We start from the raw sequence: 16,921 nt of genomic DNA, 5'->3' as shown, positions 1-16,921 counted from the left end.
TATTTAATTAATACTGAATTATATATTTAGCTCTTCTAATAATTCAGTAAATGTAGGTCTTTGATTTAATACAGGTTGCATAGCGCGTTTTGCCATATCGGACATTTTATCAAATAGCTCACTTTGCCTATCATCGCCGGTTACCGTGCCTAATAAGTCTTCAATTAAACAGCCCAAGGCTCTTACTTCTATAAGCTCTAACTGCTTTTGTTGATACTCACTTAACATGGCTAAATTAGTAGCAGCACCAAAATCACCAAACAAAACATCATGGTCTTGGTTAATCATAGTATTGTGCGCATAAATGTCACCATGGCTCACTTTATTAGTATGCAAGTGGTGCAGTGTGCTTGCCATTTGTTTTGTAATTTTTAAAATAGCGTGAGTTGAGTAATGGCAATCATTATTAAAGGTATCACGCGTACAGGTTTCGAGGCTTGGAGGCAGGCCTAAATTAGCGAAGCTTTTATCTATTAGTTCCATCACTAAACCTAGCTGATCACTTTGTTCAATATAAGCAAGTACCTTAATTAAACTAGCGTGGTCGCCTGCTTGTAAGCAGCAATTTACTTCATCAAGCGGGTAGCCGTCGCTGGTAATTGCACCTTTAAATAATTTAATTGCTACAGCGCTATCAGCCGATTTTGCTAAATGAATAACGCCCGAGGCACCTTGACCAATAACATGGCTAAGAGTGTAATCGTTAAGAGGCTTATTTTCTAAGCTGCACTTTGTAAGGCACTGGGGCTTATTAAAATCGTTACCGGCAAACGCCAGCCAAGTAAGTTTAGGCAGTTCAAAAAGCCAGTCGTCTACGTGTGTTAAGTTATTAGCAGAGAGCCTAACAAGCTCAAGATTTTTACACTGCGCCATGCTACTTGGCAGCTGCTTAATTTGATTGCCCGCAAGCGCTAACTTTTTAAGCTGTGTAAATTGGCCAAAACTTTGAGGCAGCTCAGTAATATTGTTGTCGGTTAGTATGAGCCATTCAATTTTTTTTGGTAAACAATAGTCACTAAACTCAGTTATTTTACAGCCTTTAAATGCAACCATTATCAGAGCAGGGCACTTAGCTAAAATCTCAGGAATATGCTTAAACTGATTAAACGACAAAAATACTCGCTTAAGGCGTGTTAAACAGGCAAATTCATCAGGTAGTGTTGATAAGTTATTATTTGATAAATCGAGCACTTCAAGCGTGTCAGCTAAGCTAAAAATTTCTTCAGGAAATGTGGTTAGCTCTTCTACTAATTGCAGGTGAGTAGCACCAACAAGCTTGCCACTTTTAAGCTCTTTAAGGGAGTTCATATATTTATACCACGTTCTAAAAATGAAAAAGCCAACATAGCTGTTGGCTTAAAGTCGTTCTAACTTACTAAATTGTTCTTTAGAATTGCGCGTTATGGTAAACGTTTTGTACATCGTCGCAATCTTCTAGCATGGCTAAAAAGCGTTCCATAACTTCTACATCTTCGCCTTCAATAGGCGTTTCAATTTGTGGCACAAAGCTAATTAGGTCTTCGTCAAATTCAGTCACGCCCATTTCTTCAAGCGCTGTACGTGTGTTGTTGTACTCTGTGTGAGGAGCAAAAACAGTGACTTTACCGTCATCAACTTCTACGTCAGTTACATCAACATCAGCCATCATTAGTGCTTCAAGTACCGTTTCATCGTCATCACCGTCAAATACAAAAATAGCAAGGTGATCAAATAAATGTGAAACAGAGTTTTGAGCGCCAATTTTAGCATTTGCTTTAGTAAAACAAACACGTACATCAGCAAAGGTACGCTTGTTGTTGTCAGTTAAACAGTCAACAATAATCATACAGTTACCAGGGCCGTAACCTTCGTAACGAGTTGCTGAGTAGTCTTCACCGCCGCCGCCTTTTGCTTTGTCTATTGCGCGGTCAATAACGTGTGCTGGAACTTGGTCTTTTTTAGCGCGCTCAATTAAACGACGTAATGATAAGTTACCATCTGGGTCTACACCGCCGTTTTTAGCACAAATATAAATTTCTTTGCCGTACTTAGAATAAACTTTAGTTTTAGCACCCGCAGTCTTAGCCATTGAATCTTTTTTGTTTTGGTAAGCTCTTCCCATCTGCGTTTCGCCTTAATATATGTAAATAATAGAATAAAATTATAGTACGTATTCTAAAGGTAAATGCATTCAAGGGCTAGTAAGTATTAAAGCTGATTAAAACTGTCGCGTTTAAAAGCCATCTAAAGTGCATGTTATTAAGGGATTTTAGGGAGGGCTAAAAGGTGGTTTTCAGAGCAAATTTAACTAAATAAAAAGGCAACTCATTTAATGAGTTGCCTAAGGGTAATAAAATTAAACGAGACTAACTAAAGCCCCATTTTATTTACCAAATGCGTACACGTTCATCTTCAGGAAGGTATAACGCATCGCCTGGTTTTACATCAAACGCTTTGTACCATGCATCGTGGTTACGTGGCGCCTGTGCTCTAAAGCGACCTGGTGCATGTGTGCCACCACGAAGTTGGTTAAGCATGCTTTGTTCAGTACGTTTTTCTTTCCATACTTGTGCCCATGCAAGGAAGAAACGTTGATCGCCAGTCACACCGTCAATAACAGGCGCTTCTTTACCATTTAAACTTAGCTTGTAAGCATGATAAGCCATTGATAAACCACCTACATCACCAATGTTTTCACCAAGGCTATTTCGACCATTTACAAAGTTACCTTCGATTGGCTCGTACTTACTGTACTGGGCAGCAAGTTGGTCTGCTTTTTTGTCAAATGCAGCGCGATCAGCATCAGTCCACCAGTTACGTTGCACACCGTTTTCGTCTGATTTTGAACCTTGATCGTCAAACCCATGACCCATTTCATGACCAATTACAGCGCCAATACCGCCATAGTTTACAGCCGGATCGGCATTTGGATCGAAAAATGGCGGTTGTAATATCGCAGCCGGAAATACAATCTCATTAAATGAGCTGTTGTAGTAAGCGTTTACGCGTTGTGGCGTCATGCCCCAGCGGTTACGATCTGTTTTTTGTAGCTCTTTTTCAACACTTTCTGCGTGGAAAAACTCACGCATGTTTTTCACATTACCGATTAAATCGTTTTTGGTAATGCTTAAACCGTCATAAGACTGCCAAACATCGGGGTAACCAATTTTTGGTACAAATGCAGCAAGCTTAGCGCGCGCATTTACTTTTGTGGCATCGCCCATCCACTCTAGGTTATCAATACGTTCACCCAGGGCTGTACGTAGGTTTTCAACCAGCTCAGACATTTGCTGTTTTGATGACTCAGGGAAGTAACGCGCTACGTATATTTTACCAATAGCAAAACCAAGAGAGGTCGTACCCGACATTTCGCTTATTGCACGTTTCCAGCGAGGGCGAGGTTCTTGTTGTCCGTTTAGTTCTTTACCAAAAAAAGCAAAGTTAGTATTAAATACGTCCTCTGATAGTAAACCCGCGTTACCGCTAATAGCGTGATACGTTAAGTAATCTTTCCATACTGCAATGTCTTCTTGATTGATTAGCTCAATCATCGCTTTTATTGGCTCAGGCTGAGACACATTTAACTGAGGTACTTTATAACCTGTTTGTGCAAAGTATAAATCCCAGTTAAAGCCAGGATAAGCAGTGCTTAAATCGGCACGTTCAACTTGGTTTAGGGTTAAGTCGCGATTACGACGTTTTTCACGAGGCCAATGACCTTGTGCAATCTTAGTTTCAAGATCAACAATTGCTTGAGCACGCTCAGCGGTATTTTCAGTGCCTGTAAATTCAAGCATATCAGCAATGTGGGCAACATAGGCTGCACGCGTTTTAACAAAGCGCTCAGCGTCTTCAAGGTAGTAAGAGCGATCGGGTAAGCCTAAACCACCAGCACCGAGTGACATTTCATATTTATTAGGGTCTAGGCGATTGAACCACATGCCGCCGCCAAAAGGGGCTTTATTACCGGTTAACCAAGACTTTCCAAACATTTCAGCTAAATCGTCAGTTGACGATATATCACTAATTTCACTTAACAATGGTTTGATTGGCGCCACACCTAGATTATTAAGCGTTTCGGTATCCATATACGCATTGTAAAAATCAGCAACGAGTTTTTCTTCTGCGTTTAAATCTTTACGCGCCGCTATTTCTTCAATAATAGCTTTAACATCGTCTTCGCTGCGCTCAGCTAATCCTGAAAATGCACCGTAGCGAGTTTTATCTGCAGGCATTTCATAGTTGTCATACCATGTGCCGCTGGCATACATAAAAAAGTCATCGCCTGGTTTAACGGCCTCGTTACGCGCTGTTAAATCAACACCAAAACTACCTAATTCGGCTTTTTCTGCCACTGTTGCTGTAGCTACTTTAGGTTGTTGCTCGTCTGTTTTTGTTGTTTGCGGCTCTGAACAACCGGTAATAAATGTGGCAGCTAATGCTGCGGCAATTAAACTCTTTTTCATTATGTTCCCCTGAGGAGCTTTTTTGATTCAAATAGGTGCGAATCATTTTATTGTTACGAATATTTAACTTATCGATTGTTATTGATATTAATCATACAAACAAACCTTTTGAGGTGAATCACCACAGCGCTCGATAAAACTTAGATTAAGCAAGAAGAGCAAGATTAAAAGCGCGAGGTAAACTCACGCCTACAGTTAATAGCGATGCTTAGATGTATTCGTGGGCCGGGGCTTAAATTTATTTGTAGGCGCGGCTTTATGCCGCGCTTGTTTAAATTAGCTTAAAAGCGCGAGGTAAACTCACGCCCACGGTTAATAGCGATGTTTAGATGTATTCGTGGGCTTGAGGCTTAAATTTATGTGTAGGCGGGCTTTATGCCGCGCTTGTTTAAATTAGCTCAAAAACGCGAGGTAAACTCACGCCTACGCTTTAACAGCAATGTTTAGGTTTATTCATGGGCTGGGGCTTAAATTTATTTGTAGGCGCGGCTTTATGCCGCGCTTGTTTAAATTAGCTTAAAAGCGCGAGGTAAACTCACGCCTACTATCCCTTATTTTTTATGCTGAAGCTCCCACATACGGGCGTATTCTCCGGCGAGAGTAAGTAACTCATCGTGCTTACCTTGCTCAATAATTTGTCCGGCTTTGAGCACAATAATGGTGTCTGCATCGGTAATAGTAGAAAGGCGATGGGCAATAACAATACTCGTATGGTTACTGGCCACTTCACGCATTGCTGCGAGTATAGCTTGCTCAGAATGAGAGTCGAGAGCAGAAGTTGCTTCATCAAAAATTAAAATAGGGGACTTTTTCAAAATAGCGCGCGCAATAGCAATACGCTGTTTTTCGCCGCCGGATACTTTTAAACCGCGCTCGCCAACCAGCGTTTTATCGCCTTTATCAAGAGTTGCTATAAAGTTTTTTAAATGCGCCATAGCAATGGCTTCATCAATTTCTGCATCGCTTGCTGATGGCCTACCGTAAGCGATATTTTCACGAATAGTCGTGTTAAACAGCACGGTATCTTGCGGGACTATTGCAATGGCTTTTCGTAAACTATTAAGTGTTACTGAATTTATGGCTTGATTATCAATACTAATTTCACCACCGCTTACATCATAAAAACGATAAAGAAGTCGGGCTAATGAGCTTTTACCAGCACCACTGGCACCAACAATGGCTACTTTGCTGCCAGCTTTAACACTAAAGCTAAGGTTATTAAGAATAGGGCGATGCGCATCGTAACTAAAACTTACATTTTTAAATGTTATTTCACCTTGGCTAATATTGAGTTCTTTTGCATTAAGTGCATCGGTTATTTGTGGTTTTTTGTTAAGTAGCCCAAGCATATTTTCAAGATCGGTTAGCGCGCGTCTTATTTCGCGGTACACAAAACCTAAAAAGTTAAGCGGTAAAAATAGCTGAATCATATACGCGTTAATCATCACAAGTTCACCAATAGAGAGCGCACCTGCAACTACTTCGGTTGAGCCCAACCACATTAACGCGGTAATAGCACAAGCAATAATAAGCGCTTGGCCTGAATTGAGCGCGAGCAACGACATTCTATTTTTTAAACGGGCTTTTTCCCAGTTTGCTAAAAAGGTGTCGTATGTTTTTGCTTCAAACTGCTCATTATTAAAATATTTTACAGTTTCATAATTAAGTAGGCTGTCTATGGCGCGGGTATTACTTTGATTGTCGGCAGCATTTGCTTCTCTAATAAAGCGGTTTCGCCACTGAGTAACCACCACAGTAAAAGTAATATAAATAGCGACGGCCAGTAATGTAATAAGCGCAAACCAAACAGAAAACAACGTGCCAAAAATAATCGCAACGGTCAGTATTTCAAACAAAGTAGGCACAATGTTAAACATTAAAAAACGCATTAAAAAACTTAACCCGCTAGTACCGCGTTCTATATCGCGGCTAATACCGCCAGTTTGCCTGTCTAAATGAAAAGCCAGCTCAAGCGAGTGCAAATGCTTAAATACTTTTAAACCAATATCACGCATGGCGTGCTCGGTTACGCGCGAAAATACAGCATCTCTTATTTCACCTAAAAACACGCTAGCAAAACGCAGCGCGCCGTACATCAATAACAATAAAGCGGGAATAACTAGCAGTGGGTTAATCGACTTATCAACCGAGTCTATTATTTCTTTAAGTGCCCAAGGCATTAAAAGCGTGGCACCTTTTGCGCCTATAAGCGCCATAAGTGCAATAAAAACACGGCCTTTAAATTTTGTAAGGTAGGGCCACAGTGTTTTTACACTTTGGCGTAAATTCATGGCGTCTGGTCGTTTTTCACTGCTTTGTCTGGGGCGCATTAAAAGTCTCAGTAAAATTAAAATAGATAGTAAATAACTAAAGGCTATTGTATTTCAAATACTAGCCCTTATATACTACGCATCCCTTATTTTAGTTTTAAAACGTGAATGTTTAAATTTAGAGTGTTTTTAACTGCCTTTTTGCTACTTGCTGCACTTTTTAGTGTGCAAAGCAATGCTATGGGCGCCTCACAAAATTTAAATATTAATGTAAGTACGCAGGTTTCGCTTACTGATATTGCCGATTTAACTAAAATACAGCCTATTACTAAGTCTGTAGATACTACGCAGCATAAAAAAACGCATCAAACCGATTTTGACGCGCACCAACCACGGTTAACTGCCAATAATTCATCATTGTTTTTGCACACTGTTCAAAGTGAGTCTGAATACGATGTTGTTTTTGAATTTTTTGCTCAAAACCTTGTTAGGCATATATTTTTAAAACCACGCGCTGTTAACCCTATACAACCTTGGTATACGCTTGTTACTAATAGTAAAAAGTCGCGCTTGAGTGGCTGGAAAGACGTTAACTTACTCTACACTGCTGTCACTACCTACCACGCTTAATTTTCCTTATTTAATTTTATTAGGTTTTAACTTTTAAAGTTTTAGCCTGCAGATTAATTGTGCTTTTAAAAAGTACGTTATCAGCTAATGGCTGATAGTAAGGATTCAACATGTTAAGTTTTAAAAAAGATAAAAAGCCGTCTACGGCTAAGTTCAAATTAAGCTATATAGCCATGCTAATAGTATTGGTATTATTAGCTATTAGCGCATTACCAAACCTATATCCAAATAAATCGTGGTTGCACATCAGTACTGCTCCGCACAGCGAAACACAATCTTTACCGAGCACTAAAACCCTAGTTACCTTTTTAAATAACCAAGGGCTTGAGGTTGAGCAGGGCGTAGATAAACAATCAACTATTAATGTACTTTTAAACGAGCCAACTAAAAGCGCTCAGGCGCAAGCGGCTATAAAAGCGCAATACCCAAACACGCAAGTAAAAATTGTTGAGCATGCAACCAGCCCTACATGGTTACAAGATTTTGGTTTATCGCCAATAAAGCTGGGCCTTGATTTAAATGGCGGTGTGCTATTTGTACTAGACGTAGATTTAGATAAAGCCGTTGATGAGCAATTAGTCAGTGCGTATCAACAAGCTAAATCAATTATTATTAAGCAAAAAGCACATGGTATAAAAGCGCAGCAAACTCAGCACGGGTTTGAAATAAACGCATTGCCTAATGCAACCGACAAGTTAACCCCTGTTATTGAAGAGCTACAAAGCCGCTTTGCTAATTTAGCCGTTGTAACAAGCAATAACGGCAGCGTTAAAACCGCCAAATTTAGTTATTCAGAGCAAGGCCGCAGTGCGTTTGATAAAGAAGTAATGGGGCAAACCCTTACAACTCTTCGTTCACGTATTGAAGAGTTAGGTATTACCGAAGCGGTAACACAGCAACAAGGCAAACATCGCATTCGTATAGAGCTACCAGGTGTGCAAGATCCAACCGAAGCAAAACGTATTATTGGTGCAACTGCATCGCTTGGTTTTTATCAATTAAAAGAAATAGGCGGACAAACATTTAATATGCAATCGGGCGGTACGATTGAGCTTGACCCTGTGCCAATTTTTACAGGAGACCATATTAATAATGCTAACATAGGCCGCGACGATTGGGGTAAACCACTGGTACAGCTAAGCCTAGACGGCCAAGGCGGGGATGCAATGTCGGCGTTTTCAAAAGCCAATATTGGTAAGCCAATGGCGACGGTTTACTCTGAGTATTCTCAAAACGCTAAAGGCGAAGTAGTTAAAAAAAGCGAAGTTATTAATGTTGCTAATATTGCTCAGCATTTAAGTTCGCGTTTTAGTATTACCAATATGAAAAGCCAACAAGCGGCAGCCGATCTAGCATTGTTACTCCGTGCAGGCTCGCTTACAGCACCCGTTACAATTGTACACGAACAAACAATAGGGCCAAGCCTCGGCAGTGAAAACATTAGTAATGGCTTAGCTGCGCTTATGTTAGGTATGGGTATTACCCTTGCATTTATGGCGCTTTGGTATCGCCGTTTAGGCCTTATTGCAAACGTAGCACTTATATTAAATTTAACGTCGCTTGTGGGCTTAATGTCATTATTACCAGGGGTTGTATTAACGCTGCCGGGTATTGCAGGCCTAGTACTAACCATAGGTATGGCGGTAGACACTAACGTAATAATATTTGAACGCATTAAAGAAGAACGCCGCCAAGGCCGTGCACCGTATCAGGCTATTCAAGAGGGGTATAAACAAGCCGCAAATACAATATTTGATGCCAATATAACCACCATGATAACCGCACTTATTTTATACGGCATAGGCTATGGGCCCGTTAAAGGTTTTGCCATTACACTCGCACTGGGGCTTTTAACGTCTGTATTTACAGGTGTGTACGTATCAAAAATATTAAGCCAAACGTTGTATTTAAAAATGGGTAAAAAAGCAGGAGTAAAAGCACATGCTTAATTATTTTTTAAAAGGTGAAAAGGGCACTCGTTTACGCTTTTCGGGCATGCTTTTAAGCGCCATCTTAGTGCTACTATCAGTATTTACGCTTATGCAAAAAGGGCTAAATTTCGGCCTGGATTTTACCGGCGGTTATTTAACTGAGTTTACAACCAACCAAAGTGTTGAACTAAAAGAGCTTCAATCGTTTATTGCTAAAAATCACAACGGTGATTTTGAGCTAACCGCGCAAGGTAATAGCCATTTTCAATTAAGAGAAGCGCCAAGCGCATCAACTACATCAACATCAACAACAGCTAATAGCCTTGATTGGCAAAGCGCCGTTACACAAAACGATGATATAAACGCACAGGTATTATCATCGGCCTATATTGGATCACAAGTGGGCGATGAGTTATTTGATCAAGGTTGTTTAGCCATGTTTGCTGCAATGATTGCGGTAATGCTTTACCTTGCAGTTCGCTTTGAATGGCGTCTAGCGGTTGGCTCTGTGGTTGCGCTAGTGCACGACTTAATACTTGTACTTGGGTTATTTTCACTATTACAAATTGAGTTTAATCTAACCGTGCTGGCAAGTTTACTGGCTATTATTGGTTACTCACTTAACGACTCAATAATAGTGGGAGATAGAGTACGCGAGCTTTTACGTGTTCAATCAAATAATGTACTTAGCCCAGCGACTATTATTAATAATGCGATTAAAAGTACGTTAACACGCACTTTAATAACGTCGGGTACCACACTTGCAACGGTTGCCAGCGTTTGGCTACTTGCAGGCGCACCACTGCAAGGCTTTGCTATTGCATTATTTACCGGCATCGTAGTGGGTACGTTCTCGTCTATTTGTATAGCGGCAACCTTGCCAGAACTATTGGGCTTAAGCGCTAAAAACTACGAAATTAAAGTAGATGCCCATACGCAAACATTATTAGATATGCCATAAGGTTTTTAATAAAGCACAGCAAAGAGCCGTACCAACCAATCAATGGCTCTTTGCTAGTTTAATGCTTATTAAAACCCCGCTAGTATTCCAACCAACCTTGCGGGGTTTAAAACAATGGTTTTAAGCCTCGCAAAAATGTTAAACTAGCTGCCTTATTTTTTACAGCCTGTATTGTATTAATCCCCATGAATAAAACCCACGTTATTGAACATCTTCGTTTTGCACTAGAAGCGCAGCTTACAACAGCAAAAGTGGCGGCAAAAACCGCGCACGACACCGCCACACATGAAGAAAACATAGCCGAAAATAAATACGATACCCTAGGGCTCGAAGCCGCTTATTTAGCACAAGGCCAAGCCCAGCGCGTAAACGATTGCTATAAAAGCATAGAATTGTTTGAGCCTGCCTTTAACGAAAAACCAACCGACAAAATAGCCGTCGGTTCGCTGATATGTTTAGAAGATGATAACGCAGCCCAAAAATGGTTTTATTTAGGCCCAGCCGCTGGTGGTTTAACCGTAAATGTTAAACAACATGCAATTGCTGTAGTCACACCCGGCGCACCAATGGGTAAGCAGTTACTAAATAAACAGATTGATGATGAAATTACGTTAACTATTGCAGGTAAAGTTCACGAATATGTGGTGGTAGAGATCTTATAAGGTTTTGTTTTTTAAGTGGACTGCCATCTAGCAAAGCCATGCCAACGTAATAATCGCTTATTTATATTCATAAATTAATTGTCGGATGGCATGGCTGTGCCATTTATCCAACCTACGTCAATGCTTTTATGGCGTAACGTGGTGTGTATGTAATATTTAAATGTAGGTCGGATAAGCGAAGCGCCATCCGACAAAGGTAAAATTGTCTCATAACATTATGAAAAGTCGTTTTGGTGTAAAACAACAAAGCCCATTTTATCACCAGGGTAATTATCTGTGTACATTGAAGTTATTTAGTGGAATTATTGGGCTAAGTAATTTAAGCCGTTTGGGGTGTTATAAACCCCAAAAGTGTTGTTCAATAAGGTTTTATGTTTGCAGGCGGGGTTATGAAGAATCCAACTAATAAGAATCATTTTAGCCCTACTTTCGCCAATCAAAACTGGACAAGCGAAAAGGAAGGTTGGCATTACAGTTATTATTACTTTTGCGAGAATAGACAATGTGTTGTAGAAGCGCATAAAGATAAAGGCAAAACGGTATGGGGTTTTAAATATAATTTATATTCACAATCTGTTGAAGATCGGCTTGATACTGAATTAGAAAACCAAGCCAGTTTGCTTTATGAAAAGCTGTTATTGAATGAGTTTTTGTCGCCAGATGAAAGAATGAAATGGGGACAGTTTATTATTACTCAGACTGTAAGGACTCCAAGTTATTTTAAATATAGGGATAAGTTAGAAGAATTGAACGGTGGTGACGAATCATATAAAGATAAAATAATTGGTTGCCAGTGGTGTGATGAAAACAAGTATATTGCAAATCGAAATTGGGTGATTCTTGAAGCCGCAGAGGATGATTACTTTGTACGAACTGATAACCCTGTTTATATGACTGGTTTTCTCAATAATCCAACTACGACCATATATTACCCCCTTAGTCCTAAAAAATGTTTTGTTGCTTGTTCATTTATTGAAAGTTTTTATATACCTAAAGGTATGGAAATGCCTCCACCTAAACAGGAACTTCACAAACTATCAAAAGGTGATACGTTTAAAATTAACTTTGACATCATAAGATCAACTTCTAATTCATTAATAGTCGCGAAAAGGAATAACGATTGGGCAACTAATCACATGAATCTACAGTTGCTCGGGGTAAACCCTCAAGTCCCATTTATGTTATCCACTGCGGATAATGCAATATCGGAATTAGAGCAAATGAATCGCATTATTAATTTAATGAGTATTACTGATAATGTTGAATATCCACAGAACAGAGAGTATGAATTAAAACCATTTTATGGTGTTGAGTTTTCGATGGGGATTAATCCTTTTTCAGTTTTTGGTGTTACAGATGAGAAATTACGAGAGTTACATCCTGGCATTGAAATATAACAACACGCCCTGAGGTGGACAGCAAGCGCTAAAACTCACTTTCCACCGCAAATTTTAACAGCGGTGATCTCTTACTTTTCAATGCAGTTAAGCACTGAATAACAGTGATACCCATCCTAATTACTAACACAATAAACGCCTATCTTTGTTCATAAACCTATTGTCGGATGGCATGGCTTCGCCATTTATCCGACCTACGTCAATGTTGTATATATCCTAAATTTACGCTTTATTTATCTAATAGGTATCAAATAATATAGTGGACATACAATGCAATATCGTCGGAATTATGTAAAAGGAGGGTCATATTTTTTTACTGTTAATTTGCTCGACCGTAATAAATCGTTGTTAGTTGAGCATATTGATTTGTTAAGAGAGTCTATCCGCGTTGTTAAATCACAAAGACCATTTTATATAGATGCATGGGTTGTGCTACCCGATCACCTTCATGCGGTTTTAACCCTACCAGATAACGATACGGATTATTCTGGGCGCTGGCGAGAAATTAAAAAGCGATTTTCAAAATCACTCCCAAAAACAGAGTTTTTAACTCAAACAAGAAAACGTAAAAATGAGCGCGGAATTTGGCAACGCCGTTTTTGGGAGCATACCATTAGGGATGATAATGATTATTGGCACCATGTTAACTATGTTCATTTTAATCCGTTAAAGCATGGTTTAGTTAGTCGAGTAGTTGATTGGCCTTATTCAAGTTTTCACAGAGCCGTAAAACAAGGGATTTATACGAACAATTGGTGCGGCGAAAAAATATAAATTATTCGTAGGTCGGATAAGCGAAGCGCCATCCGACAAAGGCATAGCAACATAATACACTTTAGCCTTGTATAAAAGTTTATTGTTGAATGAAATAACTTCGGCTTCTATTAAGCGTCGGATGGCATGGCTTCGCCATTTATCCGACCTACGAGTTAGCCTTTTTCACAAACTTTGCTGTCACCATCATTTCGCCAATACCTTCTACTTTGCAATCTAGTTCGTGATCTTTTTTATCAAGCACTCTTCTAACTACCGCTTTGGTGCCAATTTTAATTACTTGCGAGCTGCCTTTAATTTTTAAATCTTTGGCTACTGTCACTTTGTCGCCATCACTTAACACAGTGCCGTTGGCATCTTTTACTAAAATAGCGTCGTCATCGTTTGTATTATTCGGGTTCCACTCATGAGCGCACTCGGGGCAAATAAGCAGTTGTTGGTCTTCGTAAACGTATTCACATTGGCATTTTGGGCAAGCAGGTAGCGACATTTTTAAACTCTTATAAAGTACTGTTTTGCATATTTTAATCGGCATTAGATGGAAAATATAGTTAATCAATATTTTTCATCTTCACGCTAAAAATATCTCGTTTGTGCGTTTTAAAAAAAGGGCATATAAAGCACATGTCGCTTAAGCAATTTAAGCGCTAACTCGTACAGTAGGTACCTGTTAAAGCACCCATCGTATTAAGTGATTCGCGCAATGCCCACTTAGTACGATGGGTGTTTCTATTTATAATGCTTAGTAATGTTACTTAAGCATGCTTTTTATATTTTGACTTAACTAGGAAAAGTCGTGTTTAAAACCTTAATTGTGGTTGATAACAACGAGCAAACGCTTGCTCAATCGTTCGAAAATGTAATTACGTTTAATACCTACTTACGTGATTACCCAAAACAAAATGAACCAAAAACACGCATTATTAATCTGTGCGACTCAAGCCAATACTTGAGCAAAGGTTACTATTGCTCGTTACTTGCTGAGGCGCGCAAGCACCAAGTTTTGCCAAGTGTAAAAACAATAAACGCACTTCGTAGTGGCCAAGCCCCTATGTTAAATGTAGGCCAAATAGATGGCACACTTTACTTTGGTAATGCACTAAACGATTTACAATCAAAAGCGGCAAAGTCGGTATTTAAACAATACCCAGCACCTATTTTATTTGTTGATGAGCAAGGCTTATTACAACAAGGGTCGTTGTCGTCTTTAAATGAGCAGCAGTACAGCGACTTTGTTGCCAAGCTAGATAACTTTACTAAAACACAATGGCGAATTGGTTCGGTACAACGTCGTTTTAGATGGGACATGGCAATACTTGTTGATCATAACGAAAAAGTACCGCCGAGCGATAAAGACGCCATTGCACGCTTTATTAAAGCCGCCGCTAAACATGGGATTAATGCACAAGCCCTAAGCTTTGACGAAATTGACAATATAGCCCAGTTTGATGCGTTATTTATTCGCCAAACAACGGCGATTGACCATCTAACATATCGCCTTGCGAGCAAAGCGCAAAACCTTGGTTTAGTGGTTATTGACGATGCTGAGTCTATTTTACGTTGTTGTAATAAAGTGTATTTACACGATGCATTTAATTATCAAAAAGTGCCAAGTTTAAAAACGGTTGTAGTGGCTGATCAATCAAGTGAAACACTTGCGCAATTAGAAGATGCGTTTACGTATCCGCTTGTTTTAAAAATGCCAGAAGGGTCTTTCTCAAAAGGTGTTTATAAAGTGTCAAACCGTGATGAGCTTGAAGCTAAGCTTACAGAGTTGTTTGAATTTAGCGCATTAGTGCTCGCGCAAGAGTACATGTATACCGAATACGATTGGCGAGTGGGTGTGTTAAATGGCCGTGCTATTTATGCATGTCGTTATTTAATGGCGCGTAACCATTGGCAAATTTATAACCACGACGCTAAACGGTTTTTCTCAGGTGGTTTTGAAACATTGCCAACATTTGAGTTACCAAAAGCGGTGTTAGATGCAGCATTAAAAGCATGTAAAACAGTGGGTAGGGGTTTATATGGCGTAGATGTTAAAGAGCATCAAGGCAAAGCATACGTGCTTGAAGTAAACGACAACCCAAGTATTGATCACAAAGTAGAAGACGGCTATTTAGGCGATGAGCTATACATGATCATTATGGATGAGTTTAAACAACGCTTAGAAGCACGAGGCCGTGGATAATAACATGAGCAAGCTTGTTATTCGAAAGGCGCTTGGCAGTGATTTAAATGCACTGATTGACGTTGAAAACGCCTGCTTTAATAACGACAAACTTAGCCCGCGCAGTTTAAAGCGCTGGCTAAGTGCAAAACACGGTATTTTACTTGTTGCAGAGTATGGCGAGCAACTATGTGGTTATGGGCTTGTGTGGTGCCATAAAGGCACGCGTTTAGCGCGTTTATATTCGCTTGCTGTGCTACCCACAATGCAAGGTAAGGGCATTGCAAAAGCACTGCTTACTAGCCTTGAAAAAGAAACGAGTGAGCGCGCTCGTATTTACCTTCGTTTAGAGGTAGCAGTAAATAACGAAAGTGCAATTGGGCTTTATAAAAGTTTAGGTTACAGAGTGTTTGGCCAATACAGCGATTATTACGACGACCACAGTGACGCACTACGGATGCAAAAAAACATTCGACAAACGAGTGAGTTAAAAGTGGCGCGTTTAACGCCGTGGTATCAGCAAACTACCGAGTTTACGTGCGGACCTGCTGCGCTATTAATGGCTATGGGTGCACTTGAGCCGACTACTGAGCTTAACCAGTCACATGAGTTAGCACTCTGGCGTGAAGGTACCACTATTTTTATGACCTCGGGTCATGGTGGTTGCCATCCGTTTGGTTTGGCACTTGCCGCTAACAAGCGGGGTTTTAAAAGCGAGGTAATGGTTAATACCACAGAGCCTTTGTTTTTAGATGGCGTACGTAACGAGAACAAAAAAGTGGTACTTGCCACAGTGCATCAACAATTTGTAGATGGTATAGCGCAAGCAAACATACCGCTTACGCATAAAGATGTAGAGCTTGAGCATATTGAGCAGTGGTTAAGTAAAGGCTTTAGTGTGCTGTTATTAATTAGTACATACAGCTTTGATGGTAAAAAATCGCCACATTGGGTGTGTGTTACACACCTTGATGAGCACTGCGTGTATGTTCACGATCCGTTTTGTGAGCCCGGTAACGATAAACAACTCGCAATAGATTGCCAATATGTGCCTATTGCACGAAGTGATTTTAGTAAAATGTCAGCATTTGGTAGCCAGCGTTTACGAACGGCGGTGGCTATCGCTAATAAAAGATAGGTTAACAGTGACTTTTTTAGATTTAATTGATGTAGCCCCGTATTCGTGGGCGGCTATTGGTACTGCGGCTTTTTGCGGTGCCATTATTGGAATAGAGCGCCAATTGCGCGGCAAACCTGTAGGTATTCGTACCTCAGCGTTAATAACCTTGGGTACGTATTTGTTTTTATCCACTGCGTTTAATTTACAAGGGGATGTAATAGATCATTCTCGTGTAGTTGGGCAAATAATTACAGGTATTGGCTTTTTAGGGGCAGGCGTTATGCTTGCAAAAGATGGTGCGGTGGTTGGCGTTACATCAGCTGCAACCATTTGGGTGCTTGCATCAATAGGCGTTATGATAGCGACCGAAAACCTTGGCGCTGCAATAAAACTTTCGGTGCTGGTAGTGGGTATTTTATATGGTGTAGACGTACTTGAGGCTAAATTTAAAAGCTTAAGTAAAGGCGTACACACTAAAGTAAAAAACTATCAAAAGCGCTACTATCGAAAGGATTTTAACGAATCAGAACGCCACTAAAAGTGGCGTTTTTTAGTGCTATT

The 16,921-nt window shown here is 40.0% G+C and carries 14 protein-coding genes; 9 read left to right on the top strand and 5 right to left on the bottom strand.

Going from position 1 to position 16,921, the window contains the following annotated elements; genetic code table 11:
* Positions 1–18: 18 nt before the first annotated feature.
* The 4 genes from I6F49_RS04865 to I6F49_RS04850 form a co-directional block, all read right to left on the bottom strand.
* Positions 19–1,308: a leucine-rich repeat-containing protein kinase family protein gene (locus I6F49_RS04865; protein WP_197160510.1), complete on the bottom strand. Its 1,290-nt coding sequence runs from the start codon at positions 1,306–1,308 to the stop codon at positions 19–21.
* 79 nt (positions 1,309–1,387) lie between these two features.
* Positions 1,388–2,101 carry a YebC/PmpR family DNA-binding transcriptional regulator gene (locus tag I6F49_RS04860; RefSeq protein ID WP_024592923.1) on the bottom strand — a complete coding sequence of 238 codons (714 nt, stop codon included), beginning with the start codon at positions 2,099–2,101 and terminating at the stop codon, positions 1,388–1,390.
* Between the two features lie 265 nt (positions 2,102–2,366).
* The gene (locus I6F49_RS04855) at positions 2,367–4,445 is read right to left on the bottom strand and encodes a M13 family metallopeptidase (protein ID WP_197178799.1); all 2,079 of its coding nucleotides are present in this window, start codon (positions 4,443–4,445) and stop codon (positions 2,367–2,369) included.
* Between the two features lie 551 nt (positions 4,446–4,996).
* Entirely contained in the window at positions 4,997–6,775 is a 1,779-nt protein-coding gene (locus I6F49_RS04850) for an ABCB family ABC transporter ATP-binding protein/permease (RefSeq protein WP_197178797.1), read from the bottom strand.
* A 108-nt stretch (positions 6,776–6,883) separates the two neighbouring features.
* Here I6F49_RS04850 and I6F49_RS04845 point away from each other — a divergent pair, with 108 nt between their 5' ends.
* The 6 genes from I6F49_RS04845 (at position 6,884) to I6F49_RS04820 (ending at position 13,070) form a co-directional block, all read left to right on the top strand.
* Entirely contained in the window at positions 6,884–7,345 is a 462-nt protein-coding gene (locus tag I6F49_RS04845) for a hypothetical protein (RefSeq protein ID WP_197178795.1), read from the top strand.
* Between the two features lie 110 nt (positions 7,346–7,455).
* Complete coding sequence (secD, locus tag I6F49_RS04840; RefSeq protein ID WP_197178793.1) at positions 7,456–9,294, top strand: protein translocase subunit SecD; 1,839 nt, start codon at positions 7,456–7,458, stop codon at positions 9,292–9,294.
* Positions 9,287–10,237: a protein translocase subunit SecF gene (secF, locus tag I6F49_RS04835; RefSeq protein WP_197178792.1), complete on the top strand. Its 951-nt coding sequence runs from the start codon at positions 9,287–9,289 to the stop codon at positions 10,235–10,237. The genes secD and secF overlap by 8 nt, the downstream gene beginning before the upstream one ends.
* Before the next feature lie 185 nt (positions 10,238–10,422).
* The gene (locus I6F49_RS04830) at positions 10,423–10,899 is read left to right on the top strand and encodes a GreA/GreB family elongation factor (RefSeq protein ID WP_197178790.1); all 477 of its coding nucleotides are present in this window, start codon (positions 10,423–10,425) and stop codon (positions 10,897–10,899) included.
* A gap of 389 nt (positions 10,900–11,288) precedes the next feature.
* The gene (locus I6F49_RS04825) at positions 11,289–12,296 is read left to right on the top strand and encodes a DUF4238 domain-containing protein (protein ID WP_197178788.1); all 1,008 of its coding nucleotides are present in this window, start codon (positions 11,289–11,291) and stop codon (positions 12,294–12,296) included.
* A 270-nt stretch (positions 12,297–12,566) separates the two neighbouring features.
* Complete coding sequence (locus I6F49_RS04820; protein WP_165727428.1) at positions 12,567–13,070, top strand: REP-associated tyrosine transposase; 504 nt, start codon at positions 12,567–12,569, stop codon at positions 13,068–13,070.
* 148 nt (positions 13,071–13,218) lie between these two features.
* Here the strand turns inward: I6F49_RS04820 and I6F49_RS04815 are convergent, their stop codons facing one another.
* The gene (locus I6F49_RS04815) at positions 13,219–13,560 is read right to left on the bottom strand and encodes a zinc ribbon domain-containing protein YjdM (RefSeq protein ID WP_197178786.1); all 342 of its coding nucleotides are present in this window, start codon (positions 13,558–13,560) and stop codon (positions 13,219–13,221) included.
* 306 nt (positions 13,561–13,866) lie between these two features.
* On the opposite strand from I6F49_RS04815, the gene I6F49_RS04810 reads away from it, so the two are divergent.
* The 3 genes from I6F49_RS04810 to I6F49_RS04800 are packed head-to-tail and all read left to right on the top strand — an operon-like array spanning position 13,867 to position 16,898.
* Positions 13,867–15,261, top strand: a complete 1,395-nt coding sequence (locus I6F49_RS04810; protein ID WP_197178784.1) for a RimK family protein — start codon at positions 13,867–13,869, stop codon at positions 15,259–15,261.
* A 4-nt stretch (positions 15,262–15,265) separates the two neighbouring features.
* Positions 15,266–16,378 (top strand): GNAT family N-acetyltransferase/peptidase C39 family protein, encoded by a 1,113-nt coding sequence (locus I6F49_RS04805; protein WP_197178782.1) that lies wholly within the window; start codon positions 15,266–15,268, stop codon positions 16,376–16,378.
* Between the two features lie 7 nt (positions 16,379–16,385).
* Positions 16,386–16,898: an MgtC/SapB family protein gene (locus I6F49_RS04800; protein WP_165740703.1), complete on the top strand. Its 513-nt coding sequence runs from the start codon at positions 16,386–16,388 to the stop codon at positions 16,896–16,898.
* Positions 16,899–16,921 lie beyond the last annotated feature (23 nt).

It is taken from the genome of Pseudoalteromonas sp. SWN166 (assembly GCF_015864485.1).
Lineage (GTDB): Bacteria > Pseudomonadota > Gammaproteobacteria > Enterobacterales > Alteromonadaceae > Pseudoalteromonas.
The sequence above is the reverse complement of the archived record's forward strand: the minus strand, read 5'-3'. Positions and strand labels throughout refer to the sequence as shown.